The organism is Staphylococcus auricularis, from assembly GCF_051172115.1.
GTDB classification, from domain to species: Bacteria; Bacillota; Bacilli; order Staphylococcales; family Staphylococcaceae; genus Staphylococcus; species Staphylococcus auricularis_A.
In genome coordinates, this window is sequence record NZ_JBPIZN010000004.1 from 78,697 (window position 1) to 97,206 (window position 18,510).

Sequence of the window (18,510 nt, forward strand, 5' to 3'; positions counted from 1 at the left end):
AGGGGGAAAGACATGAAACTAAATTATGGTTTAAATGATATTGTAGAAATGAAAAAACCACACGCTTGTGGCAAAAATGAATTTAAAATCATAAGAATGGGTGCAGATATCCGAATGAAATGCGAACATTGTCAACGAAGCATGATGATTCCGCGACAAAAATTTGATAAAAATATTAAAAAAATATTGGTATCCAATCAAGATACTGAGAGTAAGGAGAATGATTAATGGCATTAACAGCAGGTATTGTAGGCTTGCCAAACGTCGGAAAGTCTACGTTATTTAACGCAATCACAAAAGCAGGCGCGCTCGCCGCAAACTACCCTTTCGCTACGATCGATCCTAACGTCGGCATTGTAGAAGTACCCGATAGTCGTTTATCTGTATTAACAGACATGGTTGGACCTAAAAAAACAATACCAACTACATTCGAATTTACAGATATTGCCGGTATCGTTAAAGGTGCATCTAAAGGTGAAGGACTTGGTAATAAATTCTTATCTCACATCCGTGAAGTAGATGCGATCTGCCAAGTTGTGCGTGCGTTCGACGACGATAATGTGACACACGTATCTGGTAAAGTGGATCCTATCGATGATATCGAAGTCATCAACATGGAACTTGTCCTTGCAGACTTAGAATCTGTTGAAAAACGTTTACCTAAATTAGAAAAAATGGCACGTCAAAAAGATAAAAATGCTGAAAACGAAGTACGCATTTTAACAACGATCAAAGAAGCGTTAGAAAATGGACAACCTGTGCGCAGTATTGATTTTAATGAAGAAGATAAAAAATACGTGAAACAAGCACAATTATTAACGTCTAAAGAAATGTTATACATCGCAAACGTTGGTGAAGATGAAATTGGCGATGACGATAATGAAAAAGTGAAAGCTATCCGTGAATACGCTGAAAACGAAGGTTCACAAGTCATTGTTATCAGTGCGAAAATCGAAGAAGAAATTGCGACGTTAGATGAAGAGGATAAAGCGATGTTCTTAGAAGACTTAGGTATTGAAGAACCTGGATTAAATCGCTTAATCCGCATTACTTATGACTTACTAGGCCTTGCGACATTCTTCACTGCAGGTGTAGAAGAAGTTCGCGCATGGACATTTACAAAAGGTATGACAGCACCACAATGTGCGGGCGTTATTCATACTGACTTTGAACGTGGCTTCATTCGTGCAGAAGTGACAAGCTATGAAGATTATGTTGAACATGATGGTGAACATGGTGCGAAAGAAGCGGGTAAACAACGCTTAGAAGGTAAAGAATACATCATGCAAGATGGCGACATCGTTCACTTCAGATTTAATGTATAAGTGAATTGTGTTGATTGGAATGCGATAAACATATAGAAAAACACGCCCTTTAGACTGCGGTAAGTCTAGAAGGCGTGTTTTTTAAGTTTAATTACTTTTAGATTTTTCAGTGAACCAACTTGGTTTAACGTCAGGTGAAATGTAGCTAGCATCAACATTTTGATCTAATATTTTAGAGTAATATTCATCTGTATATTGCCATAGTACGTGTGGGCTTTCTGGACGTGTTGTATAATTTGCTAACCAGACACCATCATATTCTTGAGCTGCTGATTCAGCATGGTTGAGCATGAAGTTTTCATAAGAATAGAATAAGACTTTTTTCTTACCTGCTAAACTTTTCATTTCATCATACCAAGCAGCTGTTGCTTTATTAGATGAACCGGATGTTACTGAGTCTGTTTCAAAATCATTGATGTAGAAACTTGCTTTAGGTGCACGATTATATAAGGTTTGTGCTTCGTAACGTGCATCAGCTACATTTTCGTACATACTGTATGAGTAGACACCGAATTTCATATTTTGTTTATCTAATAAATTTGAATTATGTTCAAGGACTTCGTCGACATATTCTGATCCGTATTGACCACGAATAATAATGAAGTCATATTCTTTTTTCAGTTTTTTAACTTGTTTTTTAGTCAACTCGCCTTGCCACTCAGATAAGTCCAAGATACGTTCTCCATTTTCAGATTCAGTGGTGTTTGATGACCCGGCTGATCGATCTTGCGTATTCGGAGCGGCTGCTTCAGGGTGTTGCTGTAGGTATTCCTTGTAGCCAGATCCCATTGTACCTCTTTCGGATTGTTCAGCAGAGGCTTGCGTTGTTGTGAATGGAATGGCTGCTACCAATATTGCGATGATTAACACGATGCTCTTTTTCAAAAAAGCGCGCACAGTGAAATCCTCCTTTTTGTATGTATAGTGGATGCATTTTTGTAAATAATGAAAAACAAAATTTGCATAGTTCAAATGTTAAATGACATGAATGGATTCTTCAACCAACTTCAGCATAGGCAAGGTGATGATGAGCGATCGGAATTAATAAAAATCATTGTAAAAAGTAATGTGCTGTGCTATAATATCGGAATGTGAGTAATTAAAAATTATTCCTTGCTTGTTTGTAATTAAGACAAGCCGTATAGACCATAAGGAGGTGCAAGAAATCATGAGAACATACGAAATTATGTACGTAGTTCGTCCGAATATGGAAGATGATGCTAGAAAAGCAGTTGTAGAACGCTTTAATGGTATCTTAGCTTCTAAAGGATCAGAAGTTTTAGAAGAAAAAGATTGGGGCAAACGTCGTTTAGCATACGAAATCAATGATTTCAAAGAAGGTTACTACAATATTGTACGTATCCAAACTGATAACAACGACGCAACAGATGAGTTCCAACGTTTAGCTAAAATTAGCGATGATATCATCCGTTACATCGTGATCAATGAAGACGAAGATAAAACTAGAAAATAAATTTAACGGGGGTGCTTAAATGATAAATAGAGTTGTATTAGTCGGTCGTTTAACGAAAGATCCAGAATATAGAACAACACCCTCAGGCGTGAGCGTTGCGACATTTACGCTTGCTGTAAACCGTACGTTTACGAACGCACAAGGTGAACGTGAAGCAGATTTCATTAACTGTGTGGTATTTAGAAAACAAGCAGATAATGTAAGCAACTACTTATTTAAAGGTAGTTTAGCTGGCGTAGATGGACGTTTACAATCACGTAGTTATGAAAACCAAGAAGGTCGACGTATCTTTGTGACAGAAGTTGTATGCGACAGTGTTCAATTCCTTGAACCTAAAGGTCAAAACCAAAGACATTCACAAGATGGAAACAACAATTTCCAAAACTTTGGTCAAAACAACTTTGGCGGACAACAATCCGGTCAAAATACGTCATCTTACTCAAACAATAACGATAATGGTGGATCACAATCTGATAACCCATTCGCAAATGCTAATGGACCTATCGATATCAGTGATGACGATTTACCATTCTAATAGAAACGCATTAAATTAATATATTTAAAGGAGGCAGCAAACCATGGCAGGTGGACCAAGAAGAGGCGGTCGTCGTCGTAAAAAAGTTTGCTATTTCACAGCAAACGGAATTACACACATCGACTATAAAGACACAGACTTATTAAAACGTTTTATTTCAGAACGCGGTAAAATCTTACCTCGTCGTGTTACAGGTACTTCAGCTAAATATCAACGTATGTTGACTACAGCTATCAAACGTGCACGTCATATGGCATTATTACCATACGTTCACGAAGATCAATAATAAATATTGATGTGAAAACCCCTGTAGGGAGCAGCCCTACAGGGGTTTTTTTGGTTCTATACTTTTGTCGGTTGATGAGTAAAATCATCATCCGACTTTATTGTAAAGAATGCCATCAATCCTTTACAGCTCGCTCTCCGTATATTCAACCTAAATCTTTAATTTCTAGTAGTGTTAAATTAATTTATTGCAGAAAAAGCAGCTGAAGTTCGCTCTGAAAAAGCAATAGCTGAAGATGTACTTGTCTCACCCTCCACTGTTCATAGAAAGATGAATGTGTTAGCTAAGCAAGTGAAACCCAAAGTCACTACCTTGCCTTCATATCTTACTTTTGATAAATTTAAATCTACTAGAGATGTTTCAGCTGCGATGAGTTTTATTTATTGTGAGGCTGAAACACATAAAATTGCTGATATTTTACCAGATCGTAGATGACGCCAACTCACAGAGTATTTTTCGCATTTTTACTCGTACTCGCAAAGTCAGGTGAGCAGGTTTTTGAGTGTCTACTTTTAAAGGTTTAGCATTATTTAAATAAAAACTAAAGTATAAAATAAAGATAAAAACAAGCACTAAAAATACACATAGATTAAATATCTTCATTATTAAGGTCCAATATTAAATCATTATACTTTTTAGAATATCTTACAAAGTCTTTAGTATTATTAAAAGCTAACCAAAGTCCTTTATCATCATACAAATGATATATTAAATTTTTGTTATTACTAATTATATATATTTCAGAATAATTGTAATCCTGATTGATATTAGGAATTAACCCTTTAAAATCTTGATTGGAAATAGCTTTTAATAATTTTTTATATTTTATGTCTTTTATGGAACAATTATAGGAAAACTCCTCGCACAAAATATTATCATCATTTGCTTTTGTATATTCTTTAAAGTAAGATAATTTGTCTATAGTTAATGATGTAAATTTTTTTATAACATTCGTTTTTTTGTAAGGGTTATTATAAATATATACAACATGAACAAAATTTATAGAATCCGAAGGTGAGAATAAATCTTCAAAAATGGTTATTGCATTTTTATATACAGTTAAAAAATAATCATTATTAATAGTCTTGCCATCTTCTAAAAACTGGTACTTACCTTCGTTTAAATTTAAATGAATTGCATTTTTTACAACTCTAAAATTTAACTTTTTGATATTCAAATCATTTATATCAAAGTACATAATTTATAGCACCTTATTCCCTCAAAATTTTTCCATCTTTAGTCAAAGAGACCTTTCTTTGTCCTTTGTTATTTATTAACTTCCAATAAGATCTACCATGTGGCTTTCCTTTATTTTTAGAAATAGTCCATTTAGGTTTCGGATCTCTCCATGTAGGATTTTTCCTTTTAATTTTTGAGTAAATTTACCAATGTTCATACTTCTATCGTTCAGTAAACTTTTATTAATACTTTTAGCTATATTATGAGTATTAGATTTTACAGCATCATCATCCTTAGTAAAAGTTGTTGTTGGTAAACTCTATTTTACTGGAATTTTGATTATAGGGCACATTTTTATGTGTTGCACTTAAATTGTAAATTCATCAATAAAAGAGGCCGCGCACGTAGGTGACCTCTTTAAAACAGGAAGCATGAGCGCATTATCTTGGCGCATCTTTATAGTCTGTGAATATAGCTTTGTGGTTGTATTTGAGATAAATTTTAAAGTATTTAAACAAGGCACGGCTTACTTTATAGCATACTGGAATTAAGATGATTCCTATAGCAAAAAATCCAAGACTAAGTAGCAATTCAAATAGTTCGAACGGTTGTATTTGTAAAAACACAGTGACTAAATAGACGAACGGACTTAAGGTGAAGATTACCACTAGGGACCACATAATGAGAATAGAGCTTAAAGCAACTAAAATCACAATAGAAAATAATAGCACGTTAAATACGATTGATCCAAACAAAGCGAAATAATTCATCTTTTTATCCTCCTTCTCTTCAGAAATCCCATTAATTAGATATTCTAAGGGAACATCATAGATTGAACTCAGAGCTTCTAATACATAGACATTTGGTAAAGTGACACCTTGTTCCCACCTTGAAATAGTTTGACGTGTGACAAATAATTTTTGGGCTACGTCCTCTTGGGTTAAATCTTTGCTTTCTCTAGCCTCTTTTAAATATTCTGCTAACATAAGCTTGCCTCCTTGTTTCTACACTTTCTATTTTTAACACATTGAGATCAAAAGCAAAGCATAATCAAAGCAACAACCCTGTTACATGTAGGACATAATAGGGTTTATTGAGTATTTGATGAGAAAATATATATTGAAATTTTCGATAGAGCACAGAGAAGGATGCGTGGAGGTGAGACTACCCGCACGCTTAATATAAGTAATAAATGAATACTTTTGAGAGAATATAATCATAATAAAATAATGAATTAAATTTTGTGTTATTATAAAACTGAAAGATATAACTGGAAGGTTAAAAAATGCAGAAAAATGATGCGAAAACACTTAAAGTTACGTTCTCTGGGTTAGCTACATTTCTCTTTTTTATTTCAGGATTATATTTTATTGCTCTGTTTTGGTTTATTCTTACAGTCGTATTTGCAGGACAAAACACAACAACAAACAAATAAAAATAAATTAGGAGTGAAGGGTGAAATAAATGTCCTTACCTGAAATTGTCATATATGCTTATGCTGCAATAGTAATTATATTTGTTATTGTTTGGGAGGTTATATTGAAAAAATCAGTCGTATACACATTTATTGCATTATTTAGTGCTTTTATCGTATCATTTTTAATCAAATATTTCTGGATAAATCAATCATTGAAAACAGCTTTTTGGTATACATTCGGCCCTCTTATACCTACTATTATTGTTTTTGTTATCATTTATTTAGCTGATAAAGTATATAAAAATGAAGACTAGCTGACTTTGGTTTTATTGATTTGATTAACGACTTAAACTTTTATTTTTCGACTTTTTCTAACCCAATGATGAAGAGGAGAAGTACAGGCAATAACATAAATGGCGCGAAGAGAGAAAAGAATAAAAATCCAGCGATCATGATAAGATATGTTTCGTCTATTTTATAGTTTCCGATTCTCATAAGACTATCCCCTTTTCATATCATTTTAAGAGATGGAGAGCGATGTGATCCCTTAATAGGCACCTGATTTATCGTTCTCTCTTTACATCTTCATAGCAAATACCGACACCCACTGCCAAACTACTCATTTGAAAATCCATTTTAACTATTTCGATATGCACATTTTCTTGTAAAAATTCATTCACTTTATTGTCGAGGCTTGAAGATGATAATGCGACAAAGTTTACAAATTTCATGACGCTCTCTCCTTTTATTTTTTTAACCTCTGCATTTTATAAAAATTATAATTAGTGTTAATCACAACATAACATATTTTGTACAATTACACTTCGTATATCCCTTTTAGATATAAAATAATAGAATTGAATTTGGACCCTGCTACTCTGATATTTTAGACGCCCAGCACACTCCCCTTATGCTCACTATGTGTTTTAAATATATCTCACTGGTTATAGTGTTATGTGAAAATAAGTACTTTTATTTAAAATACAGATAGAGAGAGGATATTAACTAATGAGCCAAAATGAAGAACAATTAAGCAAACAACCGCAACCTGATCAAGCGGAAGATCAAGCATTCTTCCCGTCTCCGTTTTCTTTAAGTCAGTATACTGGCCCTAAGACAGATTTCGATGGTGTGAATTATAAAGACGCTTACCAAGGTGACAAATGGAAAATTTTAGTCATCGCAACAGAGGAACGTTATGTATTTTTAGAAAATGAAAAGATGTTTTCTACAGGTAATCATCCCGTAGAAATGTTATTACCGTTACATCATATGATGGAAGCAGGTTTCGACGTAGAAATAGCTACAATCACAGGATATCCAGTTAAACTTGAGTTATGGGCTATGCCTCAACAAGATGAAGCAGTTATGCAAACATATGAACAACTCAAACCGAAATTGAAACAACCTAAAGCATTAAAAGAAGTTATCACAAATGAACTTGGCGCTGATTCAGATTACTTAGCTGTGTTTATACCTGGTGGTCATGGTGCACTCGTAGGCTTACCTGAGAGTACAGAAGTTCAACAAACGTTGGATTGGGCTCTAGAACAAGATAAATATATGATTAGTATTTGTCATGGCCCAGCCGCGTTCTTATCAGCTTCACTTAACCGTGAAAGTAATCCATTTGATGGATATGCGATGTGCGTATTCCCGGATGCTTTAGATGAAGGTGACAATGTCGATATGGGTTACTTACCAGGTAAACTCAGATGGCTACTTGCGGATGCATTAACAAAACAAGGCGTGAACGTGTTAAATGACGACATGTCTGGTCAGACACATCAAGATCGTAAACTACTCACAGGCGACAGCCCACTTGCTTCTAATGCCCTCGGTAAAATGGCTGCAGAAGTATTAGTAAAAGCAGTCAATGAATAATTAGATTCATAATTTAAATAGCGAAACTAGGGCCATAAGGGTCCTAGTTTTTTATTATTTGAAGCAAAATATAAGTGGCTTATTTTCCGTATTCATTATATAATTATGCTAATTAATTTTACACATTTGATCTAATGTTAATCATGGAATATAAATAGCAAACATAACAACTAAAATTGTGCTAATTTTCCAAAAATAAGGAGGGTTACGATGCAAGAGAATCAACAGAAACAAAACTACATATTAGGTTTAGATATTGGTATAACTTCAGTCGGTTATGGTCTGATTGATAGTAAGACAAGAGAAGTCATTGATGCTGGCGTTCGCTTATTTCCAGAGGCCGATAGTGAAAACAACAGTAATCTTCGTTCTAAACGCGGTGCACGGCGTCTAAAACGAAGAAGAATACATCGTTTAGATCGTGTTAAACAGTTGCTAACAGATAACCAATTAATGGATTTAAATGATGTACCCAAAAGCACAGATCCTTATACCATTAGAGTGAAAGGGTTACGAGAACAATTAACTAAAGACGAGTTCGCGATTGCATTACTTCATATTGCGAAAAGACGTGGCTTGCACAACATTAGTGTATCAATGGGTGATAAAGAACAAGATAATGAATTATCTACAAAGCAACAATTACAAAAGAACGCACAACAATTACAAGATAAGTATGTATGTGAACTCCAATTAGAAAGATTAACTAACATAAATAAAGTTAGAGGCGAGAAAAATCGTTTTAAAACTGAAGACTTTGTTAAAGAAGTTAAACAGTTATGTGAAACGCAAAGACAGTACCATAAGATAGATGATCAATTTATACAACAATATATCGATTTAATTTCTACCAGACGAGAATATTTTGAAGGTCCTGGCAATGGGAGTCCGTACGGCTGGGATGGAGATTTATTGAAGTGGTACGAGAAATTAATGGGTAGATGTACATATTTTCCAGAAGAGCTGCGTAGTGTTAAATATGCCTACTCTGCTGATTTATTTAATGCACTTAACGATTTAAATAATTTAGTAGTTACACGGGATGACAATCCGAAATTAGAATACTATGAGAAATATCATATTATTGAAAATGTCTTCAAACAGAAGAAAAACCCAACTTTAAAGCAAATTGCTAAGGAAATTGGTGTTCAAGACTATGATATTAGAGGTTATCGTATTACTAAATCAGGTAAACCACAATTTACGTCCTTTAAATTGTATCATGACTTGAAAAATATTTTCGAACAGGCTAAATATCTTGAAGATGTGGATATGTTGGATAAAATTGCCAAAATTTTAACTATTTATCAAGACGAAATAAGTATTAAAAAAGCATTAGATCAATTACCTGAACTATTAACAGAAAGTGAAAAATCGCAAATAGCGCAGCTTACTGGTTATACAGGAACACACCGATTGTCGTTAAAATGTATTCATATAGTTATTGATGAGTTATGGGAGTCCCCTGAAAATCAAATGGAAATATTTACAAGATTGAATTTGAAACCGAAAAAGGTTGAAATGAGTGAAATTGACTCCATTCCAACAACATTGGTAGATGAATTTATCTTATCCCCTGTAGTGAAACGTGCATTTATTCAATCCATAAAAGTGATTAACGCTGTAATTGATCGATTTGGCTTACCAGAGGACATTATAATTGAATTAGCAAGAGAGAAAAGTAGTAAAGATAGGCGGAAATTTATAAATAAACTACAAAAACAAAATGAGGCTACACGCAAAAAGATTGAACAATTACTTGCAAAATACGGAAATACAAATGCGAAATATATGATAGAAAAAATAAAATTACATGACATGCAAGAAGGTAAATGTCTATACTCACTTGAAGCGATTCCTATAGAAGATTTACTATCAAATCCTACACATTATGAAGTAGATCATATCATTCCACGTTCTGTATCATTCGACAATTCACTGAATAACAAAGTGCTAGTTAAACAATCAGAAAACAGTAAAAAAGGGAATCGGACACCTTATCAATACTTAAGTTCAAATGAATCAAAAATATCGTACAATCAATTTAAACAACATATTTTAAATTTATCCAAAGCCAAAGACCGTATTTCTAAGAAAAAAAGAGATATGTTGCTTGAAGAACGTGATATTAATAAATTTGAAGTTCAAAAAGAATTTATTAATCGTAATTTAGTCGACACGCGATATGCTACAAGTGAACTATCCAATTTATTAAAAACTTATTTCAGCACAAATGATTACGCAGTTAAAGTGAAAACGATCAATGGAGGATTTACAAACCATCTTAGAAAGGTATGGGATTTCAAAAAACATCGTAACCATGGTTATAAACATCATGCAGAAGATGCATTAGTTATCGCAAATGCAGATTTCTTATTTAAGACGCATAAAGCACTTAGAAGAACGGATAGGATATTAGAACAACCAGGATTAGAAGTAAATGATACTATTGTAAAGGCGGATACTGAGGAGAAATATCAAGAACTTTTTGAAACACCAAAACAAGTTGAAAATATAAAACAGTTTCGTGATTTCAAATATTCACATCGTGTCGATAAAAAACCGAATCGCCAGTTAATCAATGATACATTATATAGCACTCGTGAAATAGAGGACGAAACTTATGTAGTTCAGACATTAAAAGATTTATATGCAAAAGATAATGATAAAGTAAAGAAACTATTTACTGAAAAATCTGAAAAAATTTTGATGTATCAGCATGATCCTAAAACTTTTGAAAAATTAATGACTATCATTAATCAATATGCTGAAGCTAAAAATCCATTAGCTGCTTATTATGAAGATAAAGGTGAATATGTTACAAAATATGCTAAAAAAGGAAACGGTCCAGCTATTAATAAAATAAAATATATAGATAAAAAACTGGGAAGCCACTTGGATGTCAGTAACAAATATCCTGAAACGCAGAATAAACTAGTTAAGCTTTCTCTTAAATCGTTCCGTTTTGATATTTATAAGTGTGAACAAGGTTATAAAATGGTTTCTATCGGTTATTTAGACGTGCTAAAAAAGATAATTATTACTATATTTCTAAAGATAAATATGAAGCAGAAAAGGAAAAGAAAAAAATAAAGGAAAGTGACGTGTTTATTGGCAGTTTTTACTATAATGACTTGATTATGTATGAAAGAGAACTATTTAGAGTTATTGGTGTTAATAGTGACATAAATAATTTAGTTGAATTAAATATGGTAGATATCACTTATAAAGATTTTTGTGAAGTTAATCATGTTACTGGTGAAAAAAGAATTAAAAAAACTATAGGCAAAAGAGTTGTTTTAATTGAAAAATATACGACAGATATATTAGGAAATTTATATAAAGCCCCACTTCCCAAAAAACCTCAGCTTGTTTTTAAACGAGGTGAATTATAATGGGATGGCGTATTATACATGTGACTGATGTAAATCACATTGCGCTCAATCTCAATAGTTTAAAAATCACTAAAGGGGACTTAGAGGTTAAAGTCCCTTTAGGTGATATTTTTGCTCTCATCATAGAAGACTTAACCGTTACAGTATCGACACGTTTATTGGTTGAACTCTCTGATTATAATATACTGGTAATTCTTTGTAATCAGAAACACTTGCCGGAATGTGTTATACAACCTATTGCAGGACATTTTAATCAATATAAACAAATAAAAGAACAAATAGATTGGAATGATGATTTCAAAAAGATTCTTTGGCAACAAATTATAAAACAAAAAATAATGAATCAAATTGGCTGTTTGAAGTTTATTCAAATAGATATAAAGCGTATAGAAAAAATGAAAGAACTACAGTCATTAGTACAAGTTGGCGATACACAAAATATTGAAGGCCAAGCAGCTAAGTATTACTTTAATAGCTTATTTAAATCATTCAATAGAGATGATGATGAATTGCTAGAGAACGCAGTCTTGAATTATGGTTATACGATTTTGAATGCAGCAGTAGCTCGTACGATTGTAGCAAAGGGGTTGCTGCCAGCTATTGGTATCCATCATATTGGCAGTCGCAATCATTTTAATTTAGCTTCAGATATCGTGGAACCTTTTAGACCTTTAGTTGATTTATTTTTGGTTAAACATCCACCTGTAGATTTTCTTACGAAAGATTACAGAGTGAAGCTGATTAATCTAATGCATGCTCGCATACTGATAGATAACAAAATGGAGACGGTTATTCGAGCAATAGAAATAACAATTCAATCTATCATAGATTATTTTAAAACAGGTGATATCGAAAAAATAAAATTACCAAGCATAAAAAGATACGAATATTATGAGCTATAGATTTATGAGGGTTTTCATTATGTTCGATTTGCCTGTAGAAACTAAAAAACAACGAAGAATTTACAGTAAATTCCGGAAACGCTTAACTGAAGAAGGATTTTTGATGATGCAATATTCTATTTATATTAAAAGTGTCATTAATAAAGATGCGGCAAAAACAACCATTGCCAATGTGAATCGCTATCTTCCTACAGAAGGTCAGGTGAGAGCACTCGTCATTACTGAGAAACAATAATTTAGTACACTGTGATTTTAAGTATGAATGAAACTAACGCTAAGGCTGTAATGAATAAGGGATAGTTTTAGTACTCTGTGATTTTAAGTATGAATGAAACCTCTAGCTTTTTCGAATCTAACTGCCTCAAGGTTTCTATAATTAAAACTGTAGATCCGTTTTAAAATAATACTCTATATAATATAAAAGCTGGGCTTGTAGAATGTACGTCCTCTCCACAAAATGGAAGTAATAATTTGTTATTCATCATCGCCATTGAGCGGTTGGTTCGTACATTTATTAGGAATTGTCGGATTATACACTATAATCCAAAATATTTTCAAACTTTTCTAAAATCTTTATTGACTTTCTTGATTCGATAGCTTATACTTAATGTACAATATATATTGTATTTATACTTAAAATCACAGTATCTACTAAAACAAGACTATATGTCGTGTTTATCCCGTCAATTTATTGGCGGGATTTTTCGTTGTGACTGTGTTCATGCTCGCATTCATTGATTTAACGCAACTTCCACCTATCATCTCTCTAAATAAAAAGGGAAAGGCGAAAACCAATGGGGGTTTTCGCCTTTAATGATTGGAAATGAATTATAATAGTGAATTGTTATGCTTAAATATGGAGGATTTAAGAATCCATTATTTTTTATTGTTATTACGGATTGAACAATATATTTCTAACTATATAAGGATGAATTTGTTACGTCATAAAAGTTATAAAAAGTCGGGAACATGTACTTTTTATAATTTGAGCAACATTTTTTGATTTTTAACATCATTTTTCAACTATGGCCAACTGTATTTCTTACAGTTGTGTACAAAGGTTTGTTATGCAAAAGGATTTAGCGTGAACTAAATCTTGTTACTTAGGGGTGACATTTTTATTCGCTGTGATATTAGAGCGGGGACCTCTATTTCAGATGTATCTCCTCGTCTAACAGTTCTGACTAACGACACAATAGATCATCTATCTATTTGAGTTCATGTGATAAGTGACTATCGTATTGTATTTCAAAATCCAAAAATTGATTGGAAAGCTTTTATTATCAACCCTTTCTAGAATATATTTAGGTTAACCTAAATATTATTTTACATCATCCTAACTAATTATCAAATGATATAAGCACTAAAAATTTTATAAAATGAGAGAGCCTGAAATGATGGTGATTTTGCCTATTTTTTTAATTTCAGCACCTTATTTTTCCAATTTCTCAAAATCCGCGACCTTCTCTTCCAATCCTTCAAAACTACACTCGGCCCTTCAAAATTAACCGCTAATTTCTTCCTCATCCACAGATATTTTATATCTCCCAATTTTCAAAAACTGCACCCGACTCTTTTTAATTAACCAATAATTTTTCCACTCCCTCATTTTTTCAAAAATGCGTCAAACTCTAGCAACTAAACCCATTCTTTCCTCCCGCTCACATTTTTCTCTTCATTTTTCAAAAACGGCGCCAACATCTTTCACCCAAATTCATTCTTTCTTCCTATCCGCATTTTCTCCCACTTTCCACAAAATTTTCACCTAAAATCCTCAAAAATTCCTTTTTAGTTGTCTGCAAATTGCAAGAAATTTGAAATTTTTGTAGAAATCTAATATTTTAATACGTAATATATAGACTTTTCATAAAAAACTTTAATATAATGGAAGCTATGAATTTGAAATAAATAAGGAGCGTTACATAAATGAATTTAAAGCAGAGGGTGTTTCAAAAGGAAGACCCTAAGCAGTATCAACAGAAAGATATCCATTTGACGAGAACATTACGGACGAGAGATTTATTGGCACTTGGGGTAGGTACGATTGTCTCTACAGCAATTTTCACCTTACCTGGGGTTGTAGCGGCACAATATACAGGTCCTGCTGTGAGTTTATCTTTTCTCTTGTCAGCAGTCGTCGCAGCTTTAATCGCCTTTGTGTATGCTGAAATGGCGGCTGTCATGCCCTTTGCTGGATCAGCTTACACGTGGATTCGCATTCTCTTTGGAGAAGGATTAGGATGGCTCGTCGGTTGGGCGCTCATTGCAGAGTACACCATCGCGATCGCGTTCGTTGCCTCTGGTTTTTCAGCTAACTTAAGAGGTTTGATGGCATCGTTCAATCTTTCTCTTCCAGCATCGTTATCGCAACCGATGGGGAGTGAAGGCGGTGTGATCGATTTAATCGCGGCCATCAGTATGATATTAACCGCCATCTTGTTATCACGTGGGGCTTCAGAAACGGCACGTGTTCAAAATGTTTTAGTCGTATTAAAAGTGATGGCGATTTTACTCTTCGTTGTCGTGGGTGCGACAGCGATTCACCTTGATAACTACATTCCATTCCTTCCTGAATATAATCCGGATTCAGAAGGGACGTTAGGTGGTTGGCAAGGGATCTACGCTGGGAGTGCGGTGATTTTCATTTCCTACATCGGATTTGATTCGTTGGCAGCGAATTCCGCAGAAGCGATTAACCCTGGTAAAACGATGCCACGTGGTATCTTAGGTTCACTCGTCATCGCGGTGTCTCTATTTATCATCGTGTCACTTGTGTTAGTCGGCATGTTCCATTACACAGCTTATGAAGGTAATGCTGAGCCAGTTGGATGGGCATTACGCAATAGTGGTCACCCTGTTGTAGGAGTCATCGTTCAAGCAATTTCCGTCTTCGGTATGTTTACCGCACTTGTCGGTATGATGCTTGCCGGTTCACGTTTGATTTACTCATTTGGTCGTGATGGCATTTTCCCTAAATGGGTAGGACAACTCAATCGTAAGTTCTTACCGAATCGCGCATTATTGATAGTGACAATCGTTGCGGTTATTGTCGGATCTATGTTCCCATTTGATTTCTTAGCCGAACTGATGTCTGCCGGCACACTTGTCGCATTTATGTTTGTGACATTGGGTCTCTTCAGTTTACGTCGTCGTGAAGGGAAAGATTTACCAGTCCCTTCATTTAAATTCCCGTTATATCCTGTCTTACCTATCATTACGTTTATATGTATTTTTGCGATATTCTGGGGCTTAAGTGGAGAAGCGAAATTCTATACGGGTGTGTGGTTTATCCTAGGTATTATTTACTACGCATTTTACTTAATACGGACACGACATCGAACGGTTTAGCTGAAAATGAACACTTCAATTCAATCACGCAATATAAAAAAATAGCGCATCGAATTTCAATTCGATGCGCCTTTTTTGTGCTTTATTTTAACGTATTACCAAACCAGTAAAGCTATTGTTTAGACTTAGGTGGGAATGGCCACCAGTTACCTCTACCAAAGCTGTGCACGATAGCAGGGATGAATAGAGGCAAGATGAGTATGTTGTAAATGAGTAAGCCAATGATGAGTATCGTCGCAATTTGCATCAATGTGAGTGCACCAGATGTGTAAAGTGCGGCGATCGTACCGATGATAATGATACATGCGGTCACGATGACGGTACCCATTTTAGTCATAGCTGTATGCAGTGCTGCGCCAATTGGTTGCGTATCTGCTTCTTCATTGAAGCGGTTGAGTAAGAAGATCGCATAGTCGATACCGAGCGCGAACAAGATTACGAGACTAAAGAATGGTGTGACGAGCAAGATTCCTTTTGTTTGTAAAATGTCATCAAAGATCAAGTTACCGAGTGACATGGATACATAGTATGTGAGTAAGATTGATGCGATCATGTACAACGGCATGATAATTGAACGTTTAAAAATCACTAGTGCGATAAATGTTAGTAATGACATCAACGCGATGATTTTAACCATGTCGTCGTTGATGGTATTTTCAAGGTCTAAGTTGATTGAGGTAATACCACCAAATTCAATTGTACTATCTTTAAATGCGCTGTCTTTTACTTCGTCATTGACGGTTTGTTTAATTTGACTCACTGTTTTAAATGCGTCTTTACCGTAAGGGTTTTTATCTAAATCAACATCAATGCGAACGAATTTACCGTTATCCTCACTATATTGATCAATGGCTTCTTTCATGTTGTCATCTTTTAACATATCGTTTGAAATGTAGACACCTGAATCATTTACGTTATCATCATTTGCGATATCGTCTAAGTATTGTTGAAGTTGTTCTTGACCTTCAGTCACTTGTCCAATACCTTGTTGTGCTTGTGTTAAGCCTTGTGATAACGCAGAAGCTTGTTGGGTAATACTTTGTCCCGCAGCTTCAGGTGATTGCATGCCTTGCATCATGAGTGCTTGAACCATTTCCGCTTGGGTGAGCGGTTGAACTTGTTGATTCATTTCACCTAAACCATTGTCGACTTCATTTAAGCCCTCATTTGCGTCCGTTAAGTTTTTCTGGATTTCATCTAACTGATAAGTCGCTGAGAGTTGTTTGATAGGCTCACCAGTTGGACGTGTAATCGTATTGACGTTTTTAACACCATCAATATTTTCTAGTTTTTTAGAAAGTGATTCTAAATCGCTGATTCCTTCACTTGTTGTTAACTTATCATCATCTTTAATACCGACGTTCACAGGGAAGGCTTCACCTAATGCGAATTTATCTTTAATGATGTTGAGGCCTTTCACTGAACTATAGTCATCGCTGATCTCGTTGGTATTATCATATGTCGTATCATTTGGAATGAAGTAAATGATTGGCACACAGATGAGTAAGACAGCGAGGATTGTTACGAATGAGTATTTTTGTGTGAAGTCGCTTAATTTACCCCAAATTTTATTATCTTTATGTGAAGCGGTTTGTTTACTAGGCCAGAAGAGTTTGTGTCCGAGTAATGTCATGAGTAACGGTAACAATGTGTAAATCACGACGAGTAAACAAATAACACCGATACCAATACCGACTGCAGATTGGAATAGATCGAATTTCGCAAAGAATAACGTTGCGAAGGCTAAGACAATCGTAAGACCACATAGGAGAATGGTTTTACCGCCACTCGTAAATGTGTTGTAAGTTGCGGTTGTTACGTCATCTGCACTGGATAACTCTTCTTTAAACCGGTTAATCAGCAAGATACAGTAATCGGTACCTATACCAAAGAGCAACGCGACTAAGAATGGTTGAATGTAAATAGAAACTGGTAAATCTAAGTATTTCACCATGAATGCGATTAACGCAGAACTGAATAAGTATGAAATACCGACGATAAAGAGTGGAATAATCGGTGTAACGATAGAACGGAACACGATGAGTAAGATAATAATGATGAGCACAACAGTTACAATTTCTGTCATTTGTAAGCCTTCGTTCGTACTTTCATCGATATCACTATTCACGAGTTCGTTACTTGTTAGATCAACACTCTTGAAGTTTTGATCGATGTCGTCGATTGATGAAGCAATATTGACGGCATCATTTTTCGATAATTCAATCGGCAACATGATGTTTTTATGATCATCGGAGACGATTTTATCGTAGACTTCATCTTCCGCAAATGGCGAGATCACGTCATCCACACCATCTACGTCTTTGACTTTATCTATGTAATTCTCTAAATCTTTATCTCCGTCTTTACTGAGCGGGGAGTCTAACTGGACGACTGCGACAATACTATTATTGTTTGCGCCGAGGTCATCTAGCATCTCGTTATATTTTACAGATGTGGAATCTGAAGGCGGTTCGATATCGCCTTTTTCTTGTGCTAATTGTGATAAATTAGGTGCGAAGATTAGTGATAGGACTATAATAATAATCAACGCAATAGAAATAGGCCATTTGAATTTCAAAATCGTTTTCATGTGTACGCTCCTTCATTTTATAGTCAATATTCAATCGCGTCGTGCTGATTGTTGCTGAGACAACCATTCAGAAAATGCATAGCTATGTAGTTGTAAAGGTGCTTTGAAAGTACTGGTAACTGTAAACTAACCGTGCCTTATTTGTGCTATTTTGGGAAAATGAGAACCCTGATTG

At 34.5% G+C, this 18,510-nt stretch carries 17 protein-coding genes and 1 pseudogene; 11 read left to right on the forward strand and 7 right to left on the reverse strand.

The genetic code is table 11. The features are described 5' to 3' along the window. The first annotated feature begins 12 nt into the window (after positions 1-12). Complete coding sequence (locus tag ACSBRB_RS08245; RefSeq protein ID WP_059107069.1) at positions 13-228, forward strand: DUF951 domain-containing protein; 216 nt, start codon at positions 13-15, stop codon at positions 226-228. Next, positions 228-1,325 carry a redox-regulated ATPase YchF gene (ychF, locus tag ACSBRB_RS08250; protein WP_150888382.1) on the forward strand — a complete coding sequence of 366 codons (1,098 nt, stop codon included), beginning with the start codon at positions 228-230 and terminating at the stop codon, positions 1,323-1,325. The genes ACSBRB_RS08245 and ychF overlap by 1 nt, the downstream gene beginning before the upstream one ends. A gap of 87 nt (positions 1,326-1,412) precedes the next feature. Here ychF and ACSBRB_RS08255 read toward each other — a convergent pair whose 3' ends face one another. Beyond that, on the reverse strand, positions 1,413-2,222 hold the full coding sequence (locus ACSBRB_RS08255; protein ID WP_435032383.1) for a GH25 family lysozyme: 810 nt from the start codon (positions 2,220-2,222) through the stop codon (positions 1,413-1,415). 271 nt (positions 2,223-2,493) lie between these two features. On the opposite strand from ACSBRB_RS08255, the gene rpsF reads away from it, so the two are divergent. Genes rpsF through rpsR form a run of 3 tightly spaced genes read left to right on the forward strand, consistent with a single transcriptional unit; the run spans position 2,494 to position 3,620 of the window. Next, positions 2,494-2,799 carry a 30S ribosomal protein S6 gene (gene rpsF / locus ACSBRB_RS08260; protein WP_059107072.1) on the forward strand — a complete coding sequence of 102 codons (306 nt, stop codon included), beginning with the start codon at positions 2,494-2,496 and terminating at the stop codon, positions 2,797-2,799. Between the two features lie 19 nt (positions 2,800-2,818). Next, positions 2,819-3,334 (forward strand): single-stranded DNA-binding protein, encoded by a 516-nt coding sequence (gene ssb / locus ACSBRB_RS08265; RefSeq protein WP_059107073.1) that lies wholly within the window; start codon positions 2,819-2,821, stop codon positions 3,332-3,334. A 43-nt stretch (positions 3,335-3,377) separates the two neighbouring features. Further along, positions 3,378-3,620 (forward strand): 30S ribosomal protein S18, encoded by a 243-nt coding sequence (gene rpsR / locus ACSBRB_RS08270; RefSeq protein WP_059107074.1) that lies wholly within the window; start codon positions 3,378-3,380, stop codon positions 3,618-3,620. A gap of 589 nt (positions 3,621-4,209) precedes the next feature. On the opposite strand, the gene ACSBRB_RS08275 is transcribed toward rpsR, so the two are convergent. The 5 genes and pseudogenes from ACSBRB_RS08275 to ACSBRB_RS08295 all read right to left on the reverse strand — a co-directional run bounded on the left by ACSBRB_RS08275 (position 4,210) and on the right by ACSBRB_RS08295 (position 6,947). Beyond that, entirely contained in the window at positions 4,210-4,818 is a 609-nt protein-coding gene (locus ACSBRB_RS08275) for a DUF3885 domain-containing protein (protein WP_435032384.1), read from the reverse strand. A 13-nt stretch (positions 4,819-4,831) separates the two neighbouring features. After that, positions 4,832-5,082 (reverse strand): annotated as a pseudogene (locus tag ACSBRB_RS08280) (SAR2788 family putative toxin); the annotation flags it as partial. 157 nt (positions 5,083-5,239) lie between these two features. Beyond that, positions 5,240-5,785, reverse strand: a complete 546-nt coding sequence (locus tag ACSBRB_RS08285) for a helix-turn-helix domain-containing protein (protein WP_435032385.1) — start codon at positions 5,783-5,785, stop codon at positions 5,240-5,242. Positions 5,786-6,570: 785 nt separating this feature from the next. After that, a complete protein-coding gene (locus tag ACSBRB_RS08290) occupies positions 6,571-6,711 on the reverse strand; it encodes a hypothetical protein (RefSeq protein ID WP_169791246.1) in 141 nt (46 codons plus the stop codon). A 68-nt stretch (positions 6,712-6,779) separates the two neighbouring features. Next, positions 6,780-6,947, reverse strand: a complete 168-nt coding sequence (locus ACSBRB_RS08295; RefSeq protein ID WP_169791247.1) for a hypothetical protein — start codon at positions 6,945-6,947, stop codon at positions 6,780-6,782. Positions 6,948-7,224: 277 nt separating this feature from the next. Between ACSBRB_RS08295 and hchA the strand changes: the two genes are divergently transcribed. The 6 genes from hchA (at position 7,225) to ACSBRB_RS08325 (ending at position 15,745) form a co-directional block, all read left to right on the forward strand. Beyond that, the gene (gene hchA, locus ACSBRB_RS08300) at positions 7,225-8,100 is read left to right on the forward strand and encodes a glyoxalase III HchA (RefSeq protein WP_435032386.1); all 876 of its coding nucleotides are present in this window, start codon (positions 7,225-7,227) and stop codon (positions 8,098-8,100) included. A 210-nt stretch (positions 8,101-8,310) separates the two neighbouring features. Beyond that, positions 8,311-11,193: a type II CRISPR RNA-guided endonuclease Cas9 gene (gene cas9 / locus ACSBRB_RS08305; protein WP_435032388.1), complete on the forward strand. Its 2,883-nt coding sequence runs from the start codon at positions 8,311-8,313 to the stop codon at positions 11,191-11,193. A gap of 11 nt (positions 11,194-11,204) precedes the next feature. Beyond that, positions 11,205-11,495 carry a hypothetical protein gene (locus ACSBRB_RS08310; RefSeq protein ID WP_488199621.1) on the forward strand — a complete coding sequence of 97 codons (291 nt, stop codon included), beginning with the start codon at positions 11,205-11,207 and terminating at the stop codon, positions 11,493-11,495. After that, positions 11,495-12,397: a type II CRISPR-associated endonuclease Cas1 gene (gene cas1, locus ACSBRB_RS08315; RefSeq protein WP_281673289.1), complete on the forward strand. Its 903-nt coding sequence runs from the start codon at positions 11,495-11,497 to the stop codon at positions 12,395-12,397. Before ACSBRB_RS08310 ends, cas1 begins: the two co-directional genes overlap by 1 nt. A 4-nt stretch (positions 12,398-12,401) precedes the next feature. Further along, positions 12,402-12,632 carry a CRISPR-associated endonuclease Cas2 gene (gene cas2, locus ACSBRB_RS08320; RefSeq protein WP_435032389.1) on the forward strand — a complete coding sequence of 77 codons (231 nt, stop codon included), beginning with the start codon at positions 12,402-12,404 and terminating at the stop codon, positions 12,630-12,632. A 1,691-nt stretch (positions 12,633-14,323) separates the two neighbouring features. Then, positions 14,324-15,745, forward strand: a complete 1,422-nt coding sequence (locus ACSBRB_RS08325) for an APC family permease (protein ID WP_435032390.1) — start codon at positions 14,324-14,326, stop codon at positions 15,743-15,745. A gap of 112 nt (positions 15,746-15,857) precedes the next feature. On the opposite strand, the gene ACSBRB_RS08330 is transcribed toward ACSBRB_RS08325, so the two are convergent. Continuing rightward, positions 15,858-18,335 (reverse strand): MMPL family transporter, encoded by a 2,478-nt coding sequence (locus ACSBRB_RS08330; RefSeq protein ID WP_435032391.1) that lies wholly within the window; start codon positions 18,333-18,335, stop codon positions 15,858-15,860. Between the last annotated feature and the right edge of the window lie 175 nt (positions 18,336-18,510).